This is a genomic window from Faecalicoccus acidiformans, assembly GCF_014202635.1.
GTDB classification, from domain to species: domain Bacteria; phylum Bacillota_I; class Bacilli_A; order Erysipelotrichales; family Erysipelotrichaceae; genus Faecalicoccus; species Faecalicoccus acidiformans.
In genome coordinates, this window is record NZ_JACHHD010000001.1 from 107,711 (window position 1) to 125,253 (window position 17,543).

Below are 17,543 nucleotides of genomic sequence, written 5' to 3' on the forward strand. Positions count from 1 at the left end.
TATAATTTTTCTTGTGAATTGAGAGGGATACTATGCAAAGTCTATATGATTATGATTACGAACAGATCCAGTGCCTGGCTGAGAGTTACGGATGGAAGAAATTTCGCGGTCATCAGATCTTTCAGTGGCTTTATCGAAACCGAGTTGATTCGGTGGATGAGATGACAAACCTCAGCAAAGAAACGCGAGAGATCTTAAAACGGGACTTTATGATCTCTCCTTTAAAAATGATCCGCAAGCAAGTCGCTCATGACGGCACGACCAAATTTTTGTTTGCGTTAGAAGATGGTGCTTTGGTTGAAAGTGTTTTGATGTTGTTTGATTATGGAAAGAGTATCTGTGTAACGACTCAGGTGGGCTGTAATATGGGCTGTGCTTTTTGTGCCAGCGGTCTTACAAAGAAAAAAAGAAATCTGACAAGCGGTGAAATGGTGGCCCAGTTTATGGCAGTTCAAAAAGAGCTGGATAAGAGCGGTGACCGCTTGAGCCATGTTGTAGTGATGGGGACAGGAGAGCCTTTTGACAACTATGACAATGTCATGAATTTTTTATCTACTATCAATCATGACCGCGGCTTAGGGATTGGTTCTCGACATATTACTATTTCAACTTGCGGGATTGCCGATCGAATCATCGATTTTGCCTATGAGCATACACAATACAATCTTGCGATCAGTCTGCATGCTCCTAATGACCAGCTGCGTTCTTCTTTGATGCCGATCAATAAAGCGTATCCTTTAGAGACGCTGATGCATGCTCTAGATATATATTGTCAGGAAAACAACCGTCGTTTAACATTTGAATATATTCTGTTAAAAGGGGTCAATGACCGCCCGGAACATGCTGCTCAGCTGGCTCGTCTTTTAAAGGGTTATAATGCTTATGTCAATTTGATTCCGTACAATGCTGTGGATGAAAAAGGATTTCAAGGAGTCAATCATGAAGAAGCGATGGTCTTCTATGATCAATTGATGAAAAAAAGGATCCGCTGTACGATTCGCAAGGAGCACGGAAATGACATTGATGCCGCTTGCGGGCAATTGCGTATCAAAGAATTGAAAAGAGGGTACGAGGAATGAAGATCTATGCGAATACCGATGTTGGACTGACTCGTAAAATCAACGAGGATGATTTTTTAGTTCTGCAAAATGAAAACGATGATCTGTTGGCAATTGTTTGTGATGGCATCGGAGGAGCGGCTGCCGGCGAGGTGGCCAGTGCGATAGCCGTTAACACTTTTCGAAACGCATTTTTGAATGTTGAGTCCTTTGAAAACGATGGCCAAGCTTTGTCTTGGATCCGTGAGACCATGGATAAGGCGAATGACAGAATCTACCAGCAAAGTATGCTGAGCCGTCGGGAACGCGGTATGGGAACAACGTGTGTAGGTGTCTTGATCACACATCAGCACAGTTATATCTTCAATGTAGGGGATTCTCGTTTATATGCTCAGTATTCGGATGGCTTGATCCAGATGACAGAAGATCACAGTGTGATCGCTCAATTGATCAAAGAAGGAAAGATCACGGCCGAAGAAGCAAAACATCATGCGCAAAAAAACACATTGACTAATGCGTTGGGGGTATGGCACGTCTATCGTGTTGACACCAATAAAATTGATGAGGATTATAAACGTCTTTTGATCTGCAGCGATGGTTTGCATGGTTATGTCGAATACGAAAAGATCTGCGAGGTTCTTTCGCAAAAGTGCACTTTAGAACAAAAAGGAGATCGTTTGCTGAGCCTTAGTTTACAAGCGGGCGGCTATGATAATTGTACGATCATTTTATTAGAAAAAGAGGGCATGTAGTATGGCAATGATCAAAGAAATTGCCAATCGGTATCAGATCTTGTCTTTGATAGGGCAAGGGGGAATGGCCGATGTCTATCGTGCCAAAGATAAGATCTTGGATCGAGTTGTGGCTATCAAGGTGCTGCGTTCCAAACTGTCTGAGGATCCGATGGTCCTGGTTCGCTTTCAACGGGAAGCCAGCGCTGCCAGCCGTCTTTCTCATCCCAATGTCGTCGATATCTACGATGTTGGAGAATATGAAGGAATGCACTACATTGTCATGGAATATATCCGAGGCCGAACTTTAAAACAACTGATCATGCAGCGGGGAGCTTTGAACTTTAAGGAAGCTTTGGACATTATGAAACAACTGGTCTCAGCGGTTGTTGCCGCTCACCAGAAAAATATCATTCACCGTGATATCAAGCCGCAAAATGTTCTGATCAAAGACGACGGAACGATTAAAATCACGGATTTTGGAATTGCTGTGGCTAGCGATTCGGTCCAGTTGACGCTGAATAATGCAGTCATGGGTTCGGCACACTATCTCGCTCCGGAGACCGCACAAGGGAAAGAACCCACTGAACAGGTGGATATCTATTCTTTAGGAATCGTCTTTTATGAATTGTTAACGGGTACGGTTCCTTTCAAAGGACAGACACCAACGGAGATCGCGATTCAGCATCTTCGGGTTTCCATGCCCTATGTGAGGGACTTTAACCCAGGCATTCCGCAATCTGTTGAAAACATTATTTTGAAGGCTACCGCAAAGGACCCAGAAGAGCGTTATGCACATGCCTCGGATATGCTTTATGATATTGAACACTGTCGGGATCGGGATCAAAGAGGAATTGAAAGACTTAAGTTAAAGAATCCTTCCGTTCAAGATGCGAAAACAAATCAGTCAAAATCGAAAGCGGGTAAAGAAGAAAAAGAGAAAAAGCATTCTTCTAAAATGTTTGGTGCTTTGGTCGGTATCTGTGTTGCGCTGATTGTTTGTTTAAGTTCTTTCTTTGTCTTATCTTTAAGTGGAGTGATCTCTTTGAGTGGTTTATTTGGACAGTATACGATTCCTGATGTGATTGAGATGAGCGAGGATCAGGCCAAAGAAACACTGGTAGAGGCAGGTTTTACGGAAGATCAGATCTCGATTGAAAAAAAGGCCGATGATTCGGTCGAAGTCGATCATGTGATATCTGTCAGTCCAAAGGAAGGGACAAAAGCGGGTCAGGATGATTCGATCGTTTTGACAATCTGTAAAGGACCAACATACTTGATCCAGGACTATACAGGTCAATATCTTTCGGATATCCAGGCTCAGTTTGAAGAAGAAGGCCTTCATATTCAAATCAATGTGGAGGAACAGGCGATGCCAAATACCAATCCAGGCTATATTCTTGAACAAAAAGGGTTATCGGTCGGTGATCGGATCGATCCGGACCAAGAGGTGGAAATCACTTTTGTGGTGGCTGCCTATCCTTCGATAGAGATCTCGGCCGATTGGATCGGTCAAACGTACGAGCAAGTCTATGAAGAACTCAATGCGATGGGAATCGCAGTAGCGCGTTCGGGATCGGGTTCAACAATCGTTGATGTATCGCCATCAGTAGGAACTACATATATACAGGAAGGATCAGACAGCTATATTACGCTGTATACGGAATAAATGGAAAAGGGAAGAATCATTAAAATTATATCCAATCAATATACGATTCAGTTAGAACACCGGACTGCGATCGCCCGGCCGCGTGGAAAACTGCGCTTGGATAAAGCGCCGTTGGTCGGAGATTTTGTCTTGGTTGAAAAGATTGAAGAAGCTTATCGTATTCATTCTATCGAACCTAGAAAGAATCGTTTGCTTCGACCGGCGATTGCCAATGTGGATCAAGCATTGATCGTTACCAGTTTGAAAGATCCTGATTTTTCAGTTCATCTTCTCAACCGCTTGATCATTTTAGTATCTTTGGCTCATGTTGAGCCGATTATCGTGATCACAAAACAAGATCTGATCGAGGATATTCATACGATTCAGAAAGATTTAGAATGGTATCAAAATGCCGGTTATACGGTGCTGATGACTTGGCCTGGAAGCGATGATCAAAAACTATGCCAGGCGATCAACGGAAAGGTCAGTGTTTTATGCGGGCAAAGCGGGGCAGGGAAGAGCTCATTGTTGAACCGCTTGGATCCTTCGTTTCAGCTGCAGACGCAAGAGATCTCGAAAGCTTTGGGACGAGGGCGCCACACTACCCGTTTTTGCGAGCTTCACCGTGTAGCTGACGGTCTGGTAGCGGATACTCCTGGTTTTTCCAGCTTAGATTTTTCACGAATGGATCTTGCACATTTGGATGAGTGCATCAAGGATTTTGCTCCTTATCTTCACCAGTGCCGGTTTAAAGATTGCCGGCATATTCATGAACCAGATTGTGCGATTTTGAGTGCTTTAAAACAAGGAAAGATCAATCCGTCGATGTATGAAGATTATAAACAAATCGTGAAAGGAGAATCCAAATGAATGAAAGAATTATTGCTCCTTCCATATTGTCTTTAGATTATTCAGATACTAAAGCGCAATTAGAGGCTTTAAATCAAAGTCAGGCACAATGGCTGCATTTTGATGTGATGGATGGACATTTCGTACCCAATATAACGTTTGGACCGGATATATTGAAAGGATTTAAAAAGATCTCTCATCAATTGATGGATGTTCATTTAATGGTGAGTGATCCGGAAATGTATGCGCCGATCTTTATCGATGCGGGTGCTCAGTGTGTGACTTTCCATACAGAAGCATTGGATAATGATCTGAATCGTATCCAGACGCTTTTGGAACAGATTCGTTCTAAAGGATGTCTTTGCGGTTTTGTAGTCAAACCGAATACGCCGATTGAACTTTTTGAAACGCTTTTAGACAAAGTGGACCTGGTGTTGATCATGAGTGTGGAGCCTGGCTTTGGGGGACAGTCTTTCATGGAAGAGATGCTGGATAAAGTACGATGGCTAGATCAGATACGCAATGAAAAACAATTATCTTATCGGATTGAAATCGATGGCGGCATCAATGGAGAAACATTCCGAAAAGCGGTTGATGCGGGTTGTGATACATTGGTTGCGGGCAGTTATGTCTTTAAAGGGGATATCCCGGAAAAAGTAGAAAGTCTTTTACGATGAGGCCGGCAGTTTTAGTAACACCCATGGCGCAAAAAATCCCCAAAATTGAAAATGCCGAATACATTGGGATCGATGCAGGCTGCTTGCGGATCTTGGAAGCAGGATTGGATCTGGCTTATGGAGTCGGCGATTTTGATTCCATAGATTCTAAAGAACTTGAATATTTGAATAAGCATTCGCATTTAGAGATTCATCCTGTTAAAAAAGATGAGACAGATAGTGAACTTGCTTTAGCCTTCGCTGCTCAGCTGGGATTTTCACCTTTGTTCTTAGTGGGGGCTTTAGGTGGCCGAATCGATCATAGTTTGGCTAATATTCGACTTTTGATGTACCGGTATGATGATTTGATCCTATGGGAAGAAGACCAGCGTGTTTTTGTGCTCTTGGAAGGAAAACATGTATTATCCCGGGAATTTAAACATGTTTCTTTTTTAGCTGTTAAAGACAGTGTATTGAGTCTTGAAGGATTTTTGTATCCTTTAACGCATGCTGTTTTGCGAGTGCAGGATATTTATACGACCTCCAATACGATTCAACAGGAACAAGGGATCGTTACGGTAGAGAAAGGAAAACTTTTGTGTATAATGACAAACCGCAAGTGAATTGGGATGAGTTGATCCTGGATATGCTTTTGGGTCTTTTTATGGCCATTCTTGGATTTTTGATGCTTTTTGTACCGCAATGGATCTATACAGTTTTTGTGGATTTGATCTTAGTTGTGATCGCATCTCAATCGTTGCTTTTGGGGGTTCGTTTTTTTCGAAAGAAGCAGAAGATCGATCTGATCATGGCTTTGATAACGTTTCTATTCTTCTGTGTTTTATTCAATCATCAAAGCTTTCCTCAGATACTGTTTCAGATCGTTTTCGGAATCTATTGTCTAGTCAGTGCTTTAGCCACCCTGATTCAGCTTTTGATCAATATTTTTAACCAAGTCAAAGGAAAAATTTTTTTGTTGATTTGTACTTTTTTTTATATGGGAATCGGGATCTTTTTGATCTTATCGCATGAAGAGCTGAAGGTTTTGATTCGCGCTTTTGGAATCTACCTGATTCTTTTAGGATTTAGGACTCTTTCCGATGCCAGCCAATGCGTGAACCCCCTGACAAAAGTCAAATGGAAGCGCAAGGTCCGATTGACGTTTCCGGCATTGCTTTGTGCCTTTTTTCCGGATTGGGCTTTGAATGCGGTCAATTCGGTCTTGGAGTCTGGAGAGCCGATCGAGTGGGAGCAAAAAGAGGGAAGAGTCTCAACCGACCTTCGTGTTTTTGTTCATATAGGTCCTTATGGATTACAAAAAGTAGGACATATCTGTTTTGCTTATCGTGGGATCGTTTATAGCTATGGAAATTATGATCAGGCTTCTTTCCGATTTAACCAGACGTTAGGCGATGGTGTTTTATTTAAAGCGCCTGTACAAGATTATATTCCTAACGCAATGGAAGTTGAAAATAATACGATTTTTGAATATGGAATCGCATTATCAAAATCGCAAAAAGCGGTATTGGAAGCAGAATTGAAATCGCTGCAATCCAATCTGGTGCGGTGGTATTGTCTTTTGGAGCAGGAAAGAGGATATCGTCATCCCCTGGACTATCAAGAAGATTACCCGTCTCGACTGCATGCGAAAACAGGGGCCAAGCTTTATAAATTCAAATCTGGAAAATTTAAATCGTACTGGGCATTGGGTGATAATTGTGCTGTTTTTACGGATCGTATGTTGGGATGTCTGGGGGCGGATATCTTAAGTATGCGTGGAATTATTTCTCCGGGAACTTATTTGGACTGGCTTCAAAAGGAATTTTTGAAAAGAAACAGTCCGGTCGTCTCCCGAACCTTGCATGCACGATCTTAAACAAAAAACGACTTCTTTAGAAGCCGTCTTTTTGTTTGTATTGTCCTTTCGCTATTAGATAGCGCCTTGTTTTTTTAATGTTCTTAATGCACGCGCACTCACACGAACTGTCTGAGGTTTTCCGTCGATTTCGATGCGAACCTTCTGCAGGTTGACATTCCATTTACGACGAGTTGCACGCATAGAGTGAGAACGTTTATTTCCAGTTAAAGGACCTCTACCGGATACTGCACATACTTTTGACATGTCGTTGTCCTCCTTCTTCCTTTCCATTTGCGAAATTGCTTATTTATGATAACATTCCCAACACCCTTTTTCAAGAGGAAATTTCATTGTTTTTGAAAGGAAGAGCATGCTATAATGAACTGCAGAATGGAGAGATCACGATGGATTTTTCTGAGGTTTTGATTTATATCTTTGGTTTTCTTGGCGCATTGATCATCATGTTGATCGTGATGCCAGGTTTTATTCGTTATTTGCATAAGATCAAATTTGGTCAAACAGAAAGAGAAGAGGGTTTACAGAGTCATAAAGTAAAAAACGGGACTCCTACTATGGGGGGGATCGCTTTTATCCTTGTGCCGGTTCTTCTATATGGGGTAGCAAGCTGTTTTTCGATCGTATCCTTTGATATGGATATGTTGATCATTTTACTGGCTTTTGTCGGATATGGATTGATAGGCTTTATCGATGACTATATCATTGTCGTCAAAAAAGATAATACCGGGCTTAAACCCAGTATGAAGTTTTTGATGCAGAGCGTCTTGGCAATCGTATTTTATCTGATGTATGTATCGCATCATGAAACGACTTTATGGATCCCTTTGCTGAATGTGTCTTTTGATATAGGTCTTTTGTATTTCTTTTTGATCTTTTTTATGTTTACAGCTGAAACGAATGCAGTCAATCTGACCGATGGTTTGGATGGTTTATGTGCCGGACAAATGATCATCGCTTTGATCCCTTTTGGAATTTTTTCGTGGCTTGCCGGTTACCATAATCTGGTATTCTTCTTGGTTCTTGTCATCGGTGCTTTGTTTGGGTATTTGTATTTTAACAAACATCCTGCAAAGATTTTTATGGGCGATACTGGTTCTTTGGCCTTGGGCGGATTATTGGCCGGTGTTGCGATGATTTTAAAACAAGAGATCTTATTGATTTTGATTGGCTTTGTATTTGTCATGGAAGTTTTAAGTGTCGTGATTCAGGTAACCTATTATAAGCGTACCAAAAAACGTATTTTCAAGATGGCGCCGCTGCATCATCATTTTGAATTATCCGGGTGGAGTGAGACGCAAGTCGTACATCGGTTCTGGCTTGCCGGCGTTGTGTTTGCCTTGATTGGACTATGGATGGGAGTGCATTGATCGTGGAGAATGTTTTAGTGATCGGAGCGGCTCGCTCGGGCGTAGCTGTCAGCCGTCTTTTGGTGAAGATGGGTTATCATGTCTTATTGACGGATCAAAAGGAGATCCTGCAGAAAAATGAATTAGAATCATTGGGAATCGAAGTGTATGAAAAAGGGCATCCCGATTCATTAAAGGAAAGACAATATGCTTTTTTGGTCAAGAATCCGGGAATTCCTTATACGGCTCCTTTTGTCGCTTATTTTGTTGAGAAAAAGATCCCGATCTATACGGAGATCGAGATCGCGTTTCGAGCTCGAAAAGATTTTTCTTATGCTGCAGTGACGGGAACCGACGGCAAGACGACCGTGACGACTTTGCTTTATGAAATGCTCAAAAGTGAAAAACCGGCTCTAGTGGCCGGAAATATTGGAACTCCGTTAAGTGAATGTGCTTTAACGGCAGAGAATCAAGAATATGCAGTAGCCTTAGAGCTCAGCAATTTTCAACTTTTGGGAATTGATACTTTTGCACCTACGGTATCTACGGTTACAAATTTGGCACCGGATCATTTGGATTATATGGATTCTTTGGAATCTTATTATTCTTCCAAAATGAAGATTTATGAGCACTGTGATCCGCAAGCTTGGTTTATTCGAAATGTGGATGATGAAAATATCGTTCACTTTGCTCAAAACATTCCTTGTAAGGTGATTGATTTTTCCTTGTTGCGCAAAGATGTAGATTTGTATAAAGATGATACCTATGCTTATCTGCATGATCAGATCTTGTTTAAACTTTCTGATTTAAAGATTGTTGGCGATTTCAATGTAGGCAATGCGATGATGGCTGCCTGCATGGCGTATCGCATGGGGATCTCTTTAGAGTCTATTTCGCGTGTGATCGCATCTTTTCATGGCGTAGAACATCGTATCGAATATGTCGGCACGGTTCGCGGGGTTCGCATCTACAACGATTCGAAAGCGACAAACACGCATGCGGCGTGTGCGGCTTTGAGCGCTTTTGATCAAAATGTGATCTTATTGTGCGGGGGAAAAGATAAACATATTTCTTTTGATGATCTTAAACAGTTTGATTCAAAGATCAAGCACTGTTTCTCATTTGGACAGACTCAGGATGCGTTCCAATCCATCTTTACCCATCAAACCTCATGCCAGACTATGGAGAATGCATTGAAAAAGGCATTTGATTGTGCAAGACCAGGCGATGTAATCTTATTGAGCCCGGCTTGTTCAAGCTTTGATCAGTTTAAAAACTTTGAAGTAAGAGGTGAGATTTTCAAGGATCTTGTCGCACAATTGGGAGGAGAAGCAATATGAGTTTTTTGTTCGATTTATTGAAATCGATCCTGTTTGGTATCGTTCAGGGGATCACGGAATGGCTGCCGATTAGTTCTACAGGACATTTGATTTTATTAGACAGCATTATTCCTCTGGAGCCGGATGCCTTTTTTGAGGTGTTTAAGGTCGTGATCCAGTTTGGCAGTATTCTTGCGGTGCTGGTTCTGTATTATCATCGTTTAAATCCCTGGAGCAAGAAAAAATCGCCAGCGAAAAGAAAGGAAACTTTTGATCTTTGGAAGAAAGTGATCATTGGTGTGATTCCTGCCGGTGTTTTAGGTCTTTTGTTTGACAACATCATTGAAGATTACTTGAGTGCTTATTTTATTATCGCCATCGCTTTGATTGCGTATGGTGTGATTTATATCATCGTCGAAAAGCATCCCAAAAAACCTAAAATCGTCAATTTGGATCAATTGGATTATAAAACAAGCTTCCAGATTGGCTGCTTTCAATGTTTGGCGTTGATTCCAGGTACTTCGCGTTCTGGTTCTACGATTTTGGGCGGTCTTTATTCCGGGTGTTCCAGGACGGTGGCCAGCGAATTTTCGTTCTTTATCGCAATTCCGGTTATGCTGGGGGCCAGCGGTTTAAAAGTAGTAAAATATTTTATGGAGTCGGGGTTCTTCTCTTTTGGGCAGTTGATTATTCTGCTGCTTGGAACCTTTATCAGTTTTGTCGTATCTCTATTCGCGATTCGTGGTTTGCTGAGTTATGTTAAGAAACATGATTTTACTATTTTTGGATGGTACCGTATCGTATTAGGAATCTTGGTTCTTTTATTCTTTTATATATTATAGAAAAAGAGTTGTGCAGATTTTATTTCTACACAACTCTTTTTAGATGTTAAAGCCTATTTTTCGATAAACTTTTTGAATCTTTTTATCGGCGATTCGACTGGCTTTTTGGGCTCCTTGAGCCAAGACTTCATCGACGATCTTTTTGTCGAGGACGTTTTTGTATCGAGCCTGCAGATCGCTCAGGAAGTCAAAGACGGTTTGCCCAATCTCTTGTTTGAGTTCTCCATAACCCTTTCCTTGGTATCGTGAAACGATAGAGTCAATGGGTTCTTTCGATAAAACAGACTGGATCGTCAACAAGTTTGCCAATCCTGGCTGATTTTCAGGATCATACTGAATGATGCCCAGCGAATCTGTTACGGCCGATAAGATCTTTTTGCGGGCCAGATTGGGATCGTCCAAAAGATCGATCGTGCCCTTTGGATTGGTTTCTGATTTTGACATTTTTTTGGTCGGATCTTGTAAAGAATAAATCTTTTGACCGACAGTTGTCATTTTTGGTTCCGGAATCGTGAAAGTATCCGAATAGCGGTTGTTGAAACGTTCGGCAAGATTTCGCGCCAGTTCTACATGCTGTTTTTGATCGATGCCTACAGGGACATATTTCGGATCGTACAATAAAATATCGGCTGCCATCAGGCATGGGTAGGTAAACAGCCCGGCGGTAATGCCTGTTTCCTGTTTTGCGACTTTGTCTTTATACTGAGTCATGCGTTGGAGTTCACCCATATAACTCATACATGTCATGACCCATCCTAACTTCGCGTGGGCGGCGACATCGCTTTGCAGAAAAATCGTGACTTTGTTTGGGTCCAAGCCGCTGGCCAGATATAGAGCGATCAGATCTTTTGTGTTCTTTCTAAGCTCTTTTGCTTCAATAGGAATCGTGATTGCGTGTTGATTGGCAATAAAGATATAGAGTTCATATTCATCTTGAAACTGAACGAACTGAGATATAGCTCCGATATAATTTCCAAGGGTCAAGCGACCGGTGGGCTTGATCCCGCTTAACATTCTTTCCATAAACAACCCTCCAGAGTACGGCTTTTATTTTACATCAATTATCTGGGAAAACCAATGGTATTTTCAAAGCATAATGTTATAATAGGAATACGGAAATGGAGGGATGGCTATGGTGATCATCTATACCTCACCTGGTTGTGCCAGCTGCCGCAAAGCAAAACAATGGCTGAAAGACAACCAAATTGAATTTGTCGAAAAAAATATCTTTACGACCTTATTGGATGAAGAAGAGATCAAATATATTCTTTCACGATGCGAAAACGGAACAGAAGATATTATTTCTGTACGCTCGAAAGCTTTTCAATCATTAAAAGAGGATATTAATGATCTGAGCATGAATGAGCTGGTTGCTTTGATTCAAAACAACCCATCCATCTTAAAACGCCCGATCATGTTGTCAAAGAGGAGCATTGTTGTTGGTTATGATGACGATGAGATCACAGCTATGATGCCTGCGAAGTTGCGTCCGATTGTTGAGAGTTCTTGTAATCCATCTTGCCCGAACTATGCGGTTTGCGGAAGCGTTCGTCTTCCTGAATCAGAAATGACGGCTTAAACGACCTCGGTGTCGTTTTTTTTATGTCTTTTCTATGCCTATGAAAGAAAAAGTGCTATAATATTGGAGGTTGAAAACGTTTACATTACAGACGTAAAAAGAAGGAGGATTTAAATGACGAAAAAATATGTGTACCTTTTTCAAGAAGGTGACGCAAATATGCGTGAACTCCTAGGCGGTAAGGGTGCCAACCTTGCGGAAATGAGCAAGTTAGGGATGCCTGTGCCAAATGGGTTTACCATCACAACGGAAGCATGTAATCAATATTATGAGGATGGCGAAAAGATCAACGATGAGATCCAGGCCGAAATCATGGAATATTTAGGAAAATTAGAAGCTGAGACCGGAAAGCGTTTTGGTGATGCTCAAAACCCGTTATTAGTTTCTGTGCGTTCGGGAGCACGTGCAAGCATGCCGGGCATGATGGATACGATCTTGAATCTAGGCATCAACGATGTCGTTGCCCAAACTATTGCCCAAAAGAGCGGCAATCCTCGTTTTGCCTATGACTCTTATCGTCGTTTTATCCAGATGTTTGCTGACGTAGTCAAGGGATTAAGCAAGAAGCGTTTTGAAGAGATCATTGACGAAATCAAGGCTGAACGCGGGATCAAAGACGATTTGGAATTAACGGCAGATGATATGAAGACGTTGGTAGAACGTTTCAAAGAATTCTATCAGTCTGAACTTCATGAAAGCTTCCCAACGGATCCAAAGACGCAAATGATGGAAGCTATTGAAGCGGTATTTAAATCATGGAATAATGAGCGTGCAATCTACTATCGTCGTATGAATGATATCCCTAGCGATTGGGGAACTGCCGTCAATGTACAGATGATGGTATTTGGAAACATGGGTGAAGATTGCGGTACAGGGGTTGCCTTTACTCGTAACCCGGCTACGGGAGAGAATAAACTGTATGGTGAATTCTTGATGAACGCCCAAGGTGAAGATGTTGTTGCCGGGGTTCGTACTCCTCAAAAGATCGATCAATTGAAAGAAATCAGTCCTACGGCTTATGACCAATTCGTTGATATTTGCTCAAAGCTGGAACATCACTACAAAAATATGCAAGATATGGAATTTACTATTGAAGGTGGTAAATTATTCATGTTGCAGACACGTAACGGAAAACGTACTGCTCAGGCTGCGCTGAAAGTTGCATGCGATATGGTTGATGAAGGTCTGGTCACAGAAGAAGAAGCGTTGATGATGGTAGAGCCTCAACAATTGGACGCTTTGCTTCATCCTATGTTTGATCCTGAGGCTCTTAAAGCTGCAACGCCTATCACATCTGCATTGCCGGCAAGTCCAGGAGCCGGGTCCGGACAGATCGTATTCTCGGCAGATGAAGCAAAAGAAGAAGCAGAGGGCGGAAAGAAAGTTATCCTTGTCCGTTTGGAAACAAGTCCGGAAGACATCGAAGGTATGGCCGTATCTGAAGGAATCTTGACGGTTCGCGGTGGCATGACTAGCCATGCAGCTGTTGTTGCCCGCGGTATGGGAGCATGCTGTGTCAGTGGTGCCGGCGATATCGAGATGCATGAAGAAGAAGGATATTTCACTGTTGGCGGAAAAGATTATCATAGAGGAGATTGGATCTCTATCGATGGTTCTACGGGAAATGTTTATGGTGAAGCAATCAAAACCGTACCGGCGGAGATCAGCGGTAATTTTGAACGCTTTATGGGATGGGCCGATAAAGCTCGTACATTAAAGATTCGTACGAATGCCGATACGCCTCGCGATGCTGCGCAAGCCGTGAAGTTCGGTGCGGAAGGAATCGGTTTGGTTCGTACGGAACATATGTTCTTTGATGGGGACAAGATCAAAGCGATCCGCGAAATGATCGTTGCCAAAGATGAAGAGCAGATGGAAGCTGCTTTGAATAAACTGGAACCGATGCAACAAAAAGACTTTGAAGGAATCTATGAGGCTATGGAAGGCCGTCCAGTAACCATTCGTTACTTGGATCCGCCTTTGCATGAATTTGTTCCAACAGATCCAGAAGATATCAAGGATCTGGCTTGCGAGATGAATATCCCAGTGGCGAATCTGGAACAAGTTATCGCATCTTTGCACGAAGTCAACCCGATGATGGGACACCGCGGCAGCCGTTTGGATGTTTCCAACCCTGGCATTGGTCGTATGCAGACTGCAGCGATTATTAAAGCCGCTTTGAAGGTGAATAAAGAACATCCGGACTGGAATATCGAGCCGGAGATCATGTTGCCTCTGATTGGTGATATCAAAGAACTAAAATATGTTAAGAAGATCGTGACTGAAACAGCGGATAAGATTTTAGCCGAAGCTGGTGTAGAGATGAAGTATCATGTCGGTACGATGATTGAAGTGCCGCGTGCTGCATTGCTGGCGGATGAAATTGCTGAAGAAGCCGAATTCTTCTCTTTTGGAACCAATGACTTAACCCAGTTGACATTTGGTTTCTCTCGCGACGATGCGGGTAAATTCTTGCCAGAATACTACGATGCCAAAATTTATGAAAACGATCCTTTTGCTCGCTTAGATCAAAAAGGTGTTGGTAAATTAGTTGCATTAGCGGCAGAATTAGGACGCAAAACTCGTCCGAATATCAAGTTAGGTATTTGTGGAGAACATGGAGGGGATCCATCCAGTATAGAATTTGTGAACAAGCTAGGCTTAAATTATGTTTCTTGTTCACCATTCCGTGTACCGATCGCTCGTTTAGCTGCTGCTCAAGCTGCCATTAAACAAAAATAAGGATTAGGAGATGCCAGTCATCTCCTTTTTAGGTAGACTATTATGAAAGAAATCGAAAAAATGAGACAAGGGAAACTGTACAATCCTTTTTTACTGGAGGAGGATTCGTGGATGCAGATCCGGAAAGCTTTAAAAGATTTTAATCAGAGCGATTATTGGATCGACCGCAAGCCGTTAGACTCTTTACGAAGTTTTTTTCACCAATCTTATCCGGATCTCTCATTGATTCCGCCGTTTTATTGTGATCATGGGAAGAATATATCGATAGGAAGGCATTTTCAGGGCAATACGGGGATCGTGATCTTGGATGAAGCGCAGGTAACGATTGGAAATGATGTTTTTATGGGACCTAATGTTTCTCTTTATACACCGATCCATCCTTTATCGGCATCCATTCGTAACAAGGATCTGGAAATGGCACGTCCGATCGTGATTGAAGATTCAGTATGGATTGCGGGAAATGTTATCATCAATGCAGGTGTTACGATCAAAAAGGGAAGTGTGATCGGATCTGGAAGTGTGGTAACACACGATATTCCGGAAGGCGTGTTTGCGGCAGGGAATCCATGTCGGGTGATTCGTAAGATCGATGAAAAAGAAAACGACATTTGGCAACGGCTTTACAAGGAGTATCTTTGTGGATAATATTTTATTTGTGAATGCCTGCATTTCCAAAGACTCTCGAACTCTTAGGCTCGCCAGACATCTGTTGGAACATATTGAAGGACCCGTGATGGAGCTGGATCTTCAAAAAGAAGAAATGATTTCTCTGGATTCAAGACAATTAGAACAACGAGAACACGGAATATATCAAACATCTTACGCAAAGCTTTTATCATCGGCAGAGATTATCGTAATTGCAGCTCCTTTTTACGATCTGTCGTTTCCTTCGCTTTTGAAAACATTTATTGAGATGTGCTGTGTACAGGGAATTGCGTTTTATTATGATGAAACGGGACAATGTCACAGCTTATGTCGCGCTAAAAAAATGTTTTATGTAAGCACAGCGGGAGGTAGTTTTGATCCGCGTTTTGGCTTTGATTATATTAAAGAGGTTTTTTCAATGTTTTTTGGCGTCAAGGATTCGACCTTATTTATGGCTGAAAATTTAGATCTTTTTGATCAGGATCCAGAAGCCATCCTTCATCAGGCTGAAGTAGAAATGGATGCATATTTTGAATAAAAAAATTCTTTTGATCAGCGACAGTCATCGCTTTTTAGATCATCTGCCGCGATTAGTTAAAAAATATCGAAAATCTGTTGATCTGATGATCCATTGTGGTGATTCCGCTTTGCCAAAAAACGATCCTGTTATGTCTTTGTTTGATATAGCGGTTCGTGGAAATCACGATGAAGAGGCTTATCCTTCCTATGTTAAATATGAACATATTTTGGTTACCCATGGACATTTGTACAATGTCTATGATGGTTATGATGAATTGATCAGGCTTTGTCAAAAAGAAAGATGTTCTCTGTGCTTTCATGGACATACTCATGTTCCTACGATCAAAACGATTCAAGGAATCACGTTTATTAATCCTGGCAGCACCATGGTCAATCGAGGGTCTTATGATTATGGAACGTATGCGATCGTACACTTATTCAATGATATTCAGACAACTTTTTATCGAAGTGATACGGATGCGATCTGCTCGGATGCGATCTTGTTGGAGGGCCTGCGTCAACTGGAACTGTTTAAGCGATGGAGAAAAAAATAACAGAAAGAATGTGACAAGATGAAAAAGATGCCAAAAACAAATGCGATGCGCCAGCTGGACTCGCAAAAAATAGATTACTGTGTTCATGAATATCCTCACCATGGTCAGGAGGCAGTCGATGGCAATGAGGTTGCTCAATTGTTGGGAATCGATCCTGCTTGTGTTTTTAAAACGTTAGTTACCAGAAGTCACACTCATGAGATTTTGGTCTATATGATTCCTGTAAATACCAAGTTGGATTTAAAAAAATGTGCGAAAGCAGCTCAAGTCAAAAATACGGAAATGGTTCCAGTCAAGGAAATCCAATCCTTGACAGGGTATATACGAGGCGGCTGTTCTCCTTTGGGTATGAAGAAAAAATATCGCACTTTCATCGATCAAAGTGCTCTTAAACAAAATCATATCGTTTTTAGCGGCGGTAAGATCGGGATACAGATAGAAATGGATCCCCGGGCACTGATCGATGTTTTTCATGTCGCTCCATTTGACCTGGTTTTTGATTGATGTTTCTATTCTGTACCGAAAACAAAGAGAGGTAGAGGTGCATTAACTGAAATGTAATCAATGTGATTTTTCTATAAATCGGAATTTGGAGGAGCATAAATGAAACAAACAACAAAGAATGCGGGGACAGGCGTGGCATTAGGAATGTGTTTTGGTGTAGCTGTCGGCTCTGCTATTGAAAGCTTAGGAATACCTATGGGGCTTTGTCTTGGAATGCTGATTGGTCTTATCATTGGAGCAAATAAGGATGAAATTGTTAATAAACAAGTCGCAGAAAAAGGATATAAAATAAAAGCGATAGAAAAAAAAGAGGGATCCAATGAATATGGTATTACACTTGTAGATAATCAAGGTAGTGAACGAACGGTTTCAATATGTTCAGGAACGATGGAAACAGAATTGTTTAAAGTGGGAGATATTGTGTTTATCGATGAGGACGGAGACATAGAACAAGCCTTTGATGAAGACCAGAGATAAGCTAGATCAGGTATTTGGCACTATATCTAAAAAAAGAAACAATCTCTGTTCGTTTTTATATGATGCAAGTTTTAAAACTCTATTTGGCGATGAACAGCTAATTATTCGATAAACAATGGATTTTGTAATGTATGTGAAAAGCGAGTCTTCTTTATTTTAGTATTGAAAAGTTCCTACGGGAACTTTTTTTCTAGTGAT

The 17,543-nt window shown here is 41.6% G+C and carries 19 protein-coding genes; 17 read left to right on the forward strand and 2 right to left on the reverse strand.

Annotated elements, in window-relative coordinates:
- Window positions 1-32: 32 nt before the first annotated feature.
- From rlmN to HNQ43_RS00555, 7 genes are read left to right on the forward strand one after another with little or no spacing between them, the layout of a single operon-like run.
- Window positions 33-1,079, forward strand: coding sequence for a dual-specificity RNA methyltransferase RlmN (gene rlmN / locus HNQ43_RS00525; protein WP_183373786.1), 1,047 nt, complete (start codon window positions 33-35; stop codon window positions 1,077-1,079).
- Window positions 1,076-1,810 carry a Stp1/IreP family PP2C-type Ser/Thr phosphatase gene (locus HNQ43_RS00530; protein ID WP_183373788.1) on the forward strand — a complete coding sequence of 245 codons (735 nt, stop codon included), beginning with the start codon at window positions 1,076-1,078 and terminating at the stop codon, window positions 1,808-1,810. The genes rlmN and HNQ43_RS00530 overlap by 4 nt, the downstream gene beginning before the upstream one ends.
- A gap of 1 nt (window position 1,811) precedes the next feature.
- The gene (pknB, locus tag HNQ43_RS00535) at window positions 1,812-3,458 is read left to right on the forward strand and encodes a Stk1 family PASTA domain-containing Ser/Thr kinase (RefSeq protein WP_183373790.1); all 1,647 of its coding nucleotides are present in this window, start codon (window positions 1,812-1,814) and stop codon (window positions 3,456-3,458) included.
- On the forward strand, window positions 3,459-4,307 hold the full coding sequence (gene rsgA / locus HNQ43_RS00540; RefSeq protein WP_183373792.1) for a ribosome small subunit-dependent GTPase A: 849 nt from the start codon (window positions 3,459-3,461) through the stop codon (window positions 4,305-4,307).
- Window positions 4,304-4,963 carry a ribulose-phosphate 3-epimerase gene (gene rpe / locus HNQ43_RS00545; protein ID WP_183373794.1) on the forward strand — a complete coding sequence of 220 codons (660 nt, stop codon included), beginning with the start codon at window positions 4,304-4,306 and terminating at the stop codon, window positions 4,961-4,963. The genes rsgA and rpe overlap by 4 nt, the downstream gene beginning before the upstream one ends.
- 23 nt (window positions 4,964-4,986) lie before the next feature.
- Complete coding sequence (locus HNQ43_RS00550) at window positions 4,987-5,565, forward strand: thiamine diphosphokinase (RefSeq protein WP_183373796.1); 579 nt, start codon at window positions 4,987-4,989, stop codon at window positions 5,563-5,565.
- Window positions 5,541-6,818, forward strand: a complete 1,278-nt coding sequence (locus HNQ43_RS00555) for a hypothetical protein (protein ID WP_183373798.1) — start codon at window positions 5,541-5,543, stop codon at window positions 6,816-6,818. The genes HNQ43_RS00550 and HNQ43_RS00555 overlap by 25 nt, the downstream gene beginning before the upstream one ends.
- A 54-nt stretch (window positions 6,819-6,872) precedes the next feature.
- Here the strand turns inward: HNQ43_RS00555 and rpmB are convergent, their stop codons facing one another.
- Complete coding sequence (gene rpmB / locus HNQ43_RS00560) at window positions 6,873-7,064, reverse strand: 50S ribosomal protein L28 (RefSeq protein ID WP_183373799.1); 192 nt, start codon at window positions 7,062-7,064, stop codon at window positions 6,873-6,875.
- Between the two features lie 140 nt (window positions 7,065-7,204).
- Between rpmB and mraY the strand changes: the two genes are divergently transcribed.
- Genes mraY through HNQ43_RS00575 form a run of 3 tightly spaced genes read left to right on the forward strand, consistent with a single transcriptional unit; the run spans window position 7,205 to window position 10,325 of the window.
- The gene (mraY, locus tag HNQ43_RS00565; RefSeq protein ID WP_183373903.1) at window positions 7,205-8,185 is read left to right on the forward strand and encodes a phospho-N-acetylmuramoyl-pentapeptide-transferase; all 981 of its coding nucleotides are present in this window, start codon (window positions 7,205-7,207) and stop codon (window positions 8,183-8,185) included.
- Window positions 8,167-9,504, forward strand: coding sequence for a UDP-N-acetylmuramoyl-L-alanine--D-glutamate ligase (gene murD / locus HNQ43_RS00570; protein ID WP_221247951.1), 1,338 nt, complete (start codon window positions 8,167-8,169; stop codon window positions 9,502-9,504). The genes mraY and murD overlap by 19 nt, the downstream gene beginning before the upstream one ends.
- The gene (locus HNQ43_RS00575) at window positions 9,501-10,325 is read left to right on the forward strand and encodes an undecaprenyl-diphosphate phosphatase (protein ID WP_183373801.1); all 825 of its coding nucleotides are present in this window, start codon (window positions 9,501-9,503) and stop codon (window positions 10,323-10,325) included. The genes murD and HNQ43_RS00575 overlap by 4 nt, the downstream gene beginning before the upstream one ends.
- A 39-nt stretch (window positions 10,326-10,364) precedes the next feature.
- Here the strand turns inward: HNQ43_RS00575 and trpS are convergent, their stop codons facing one another.
- Complete coding sequence (gene trpS, locus HNQ43_RS00580; protein ID WP_183373803.1) at window positions 10,365-11,348, reverse strand: tryptophan--tRNA ligase; 984 nt, start codon at window positions 11,346-11,348, stop codon at window positions 10,365-10,367.
- Between the two features lie 109 nt (window positions 11,349-11,457).
- On the opposite strand from trpS, the gene HNQ43_RS00585 reads away from it, so the two are divergent.
- The 7 genes from HNQ43_RS00585 to HNQ43_RS00615 all read left to right on the forward strand — a co-directional run bounded on the left by HNQ43_RS00585 (window position 11,458) and on the right by HNQ43_RS00615 (window position 17,345).
- The gene (locus HNQ43_RS00585; RefSeq protein WP_183373805.1) at window positions 11,458-11,904 is read left to right on the forward strand and encodes a Spx/MgsR family RNA polymerase-binding regulatory protein; all 447 of its coding nucleotides are present in this window, start codon (window positions 11,458-11,460) and stop codon (window positions 11,902-11,904) included.
- 114 nt (window positions 11,905-12,018) lie between these two features.
- A complete protein-coding gene (ppdK, locus tag HNQ43_RS00590) occupies window positions 12,019-14,646 on the forward strand; it encodes a pyruvate, phosphate dikinase (protein ID WP_183373807.1) in 2,628 nt (875 codons plus the stop codon).
- Window positions 14,647-14,757: 111 nt separating this feature from the next.
- Complete coding sequence (locus HNQ43_RS00595; RefSeq protein ID WP_183373809.1) at window positions 14,758-15,291, forward strand: sugar O-acetyltransferase; 534 nt, start codon at window positions 14,758-14,760, stop codon at window positions 15,289-15,291.
- On the forward strand, window positions 15,284-15,829 hold the full coding sequence (locus HNQ43_RS00600) for an NAD(P)H-dependent oxidoreductase (RefSeq protein WP_183373812.1): 546 nt from the start codon (window positions 15,284-15,286) through the stop codon (window positions 15,827-15,829). Before HNQ43_RS00595 ends, HNQ43_RS00600 begins: the two co-directional genes overlap by 8 nt.
- Window positions 15,822-16,364, forward strand: coding sequence for a YfcE family phosphodiesterase (locus HNQ43_RS00605; RefSeq protein ID WP_244956997.1), 543 nt, complete (start codon window positions 15,822-15,824; stop codon window positions 16,362-16,364). The genes HNQ43_RS00600 and HNQ43_RS00605 overlap by 8 nt, the downstream gene beginning before the upstream one ends.
- An 18-nt stretch (window positions 16,365-16,382) precedes the next feature.
- Window positions 16,383-16,868: a Cys-tRNA(Pro) deacylase gene (gene ybaK, locus HNQ43_RS00610; protein WP_183373816.1), complete on the forward strand. Its 486-nt coding sequence runs from the start codon at window positions 16,383-16,385 to the stop codon at window positions 16,866-16,868.
- Between the two features lie 99 nt (window positions 16,869-16,967).
- Window positions 16,968-17,345, forward strand: coding sequence for a glycine zipper domain-containing protein (locus tag HNQ43_RS00615; protein WP_183373818.1), 378 nt, complete (start codon window positions 16,968-16,970; stop codon window positions 17,343-17,345).
- Window positions 17,346-17,543: the final 198 nt, after the last annotated feature.

Bases quoted from the DNA above. Each gene is read 5' to 3' on its own strand.
- rlmN (WP_183373786.1), top strand. From the start codon at position 33: ATGCAAAGTCTATATGATTATGATTACGAACAGATCCAGTGCCTGGCT.
- HNQ43_RS00530 (WP_183373788.1), top strand. From the start codon at position 1,076: ATGAAGATCTATGCGAATACCGATGTTGGACTGACTCGTAAAATCAAC.
- pknB (WP_183373790.1), top strand. From the start codon at position 1,812: ATGGCAATGATCAAAGAAATTGCCAATCGGTATCAGATCTTGTCTTTG.
- rsgA (WP_183373792.1), top strand. From the start codon at position 3,459: ATGGAAAAGGGAAGAATCATTAAAATTATATCCAATCAATATACGATT.
- rpe (WP_183373794.1), top strand. From the start codon at position 4,304: ATGAATGAAAGAATTATTGCTCCTTCCATATTGTCTTTAGATTATTCA.
- HNQ43_RS00550 (WP_183373796.1), top strand. From the start codon at position 4,987: ATGGCGCAAAAAATCCCCAAAATTGAAAATGCCGAATACATTGGGATC.
- rpmB (WP_183373799.1), bottom strand. From the start codon at position 7,064: ATGTCAAAAGTATGTGCAGTATCCGGTAGAGGTCCTTTAACTGGAAAT.
- mraY (WP_183373903.1), top strand. From the start codon at position 7,205: ATGGATTTTTCTGAGGTTTTGATTTATATCTTTGGTTTTCTTGGCGCA.
- murD (WP_221247951.1), top strand. From the start codon at position 8,167: ATGGATGGGAGTGCATTGATCGTGGAGAATGTTTTAGTGATCGGAGCG.
- HNQ43_RS00575 (WP_183373801.1), top strand. From the start codon at position 9,501: ATGAGTTTTTTGTTCGATTTATTGAAATCGATCCTGTTTGGTATCGTT.
- trpS (WP_183373803.1), bottom strand. From the start codon at position 11,348: ATGGAAAGAATGTTAAGCGGGATCAAGCCCACCGGTCGCTTGACCCTT.
- HNQ43_RS00585 (WP_183373805.1), top strand. From the start codon at position 11,458: ATGGTGATCATCTATACCTCACCTGGTTGTGCCAGCTGCCGCAAAGCA.
- ppdK (WP_183373807.1), top strand. From the start codon at position 12,019: ATGACGAAAAAATATGTGTACCTTTTTCAAGAAGGTGACGCAAATATG.
- HNQ43_RS00595 (WP_183373809.1), top strand. From the start codon at position 14,758: ATGCAGATCCGGAAAGCTTTAAAAGATTTTAATCAGAGCGATTATTGG.
- ybaK (WP_183373816.1), top strand. From the start codon at position 16,383: ATGAAAAAGATGCCAAAAACAAATGCGATGCGCCAGCTGGACTCGCAA.
- HNQ43_RS00615 (WP_183373818.1), top strand. From the start codon at position 16,968: ATGAAACAAACAACAAAGAATGCGGGGACAGGCGTGGCATTAGGAATG.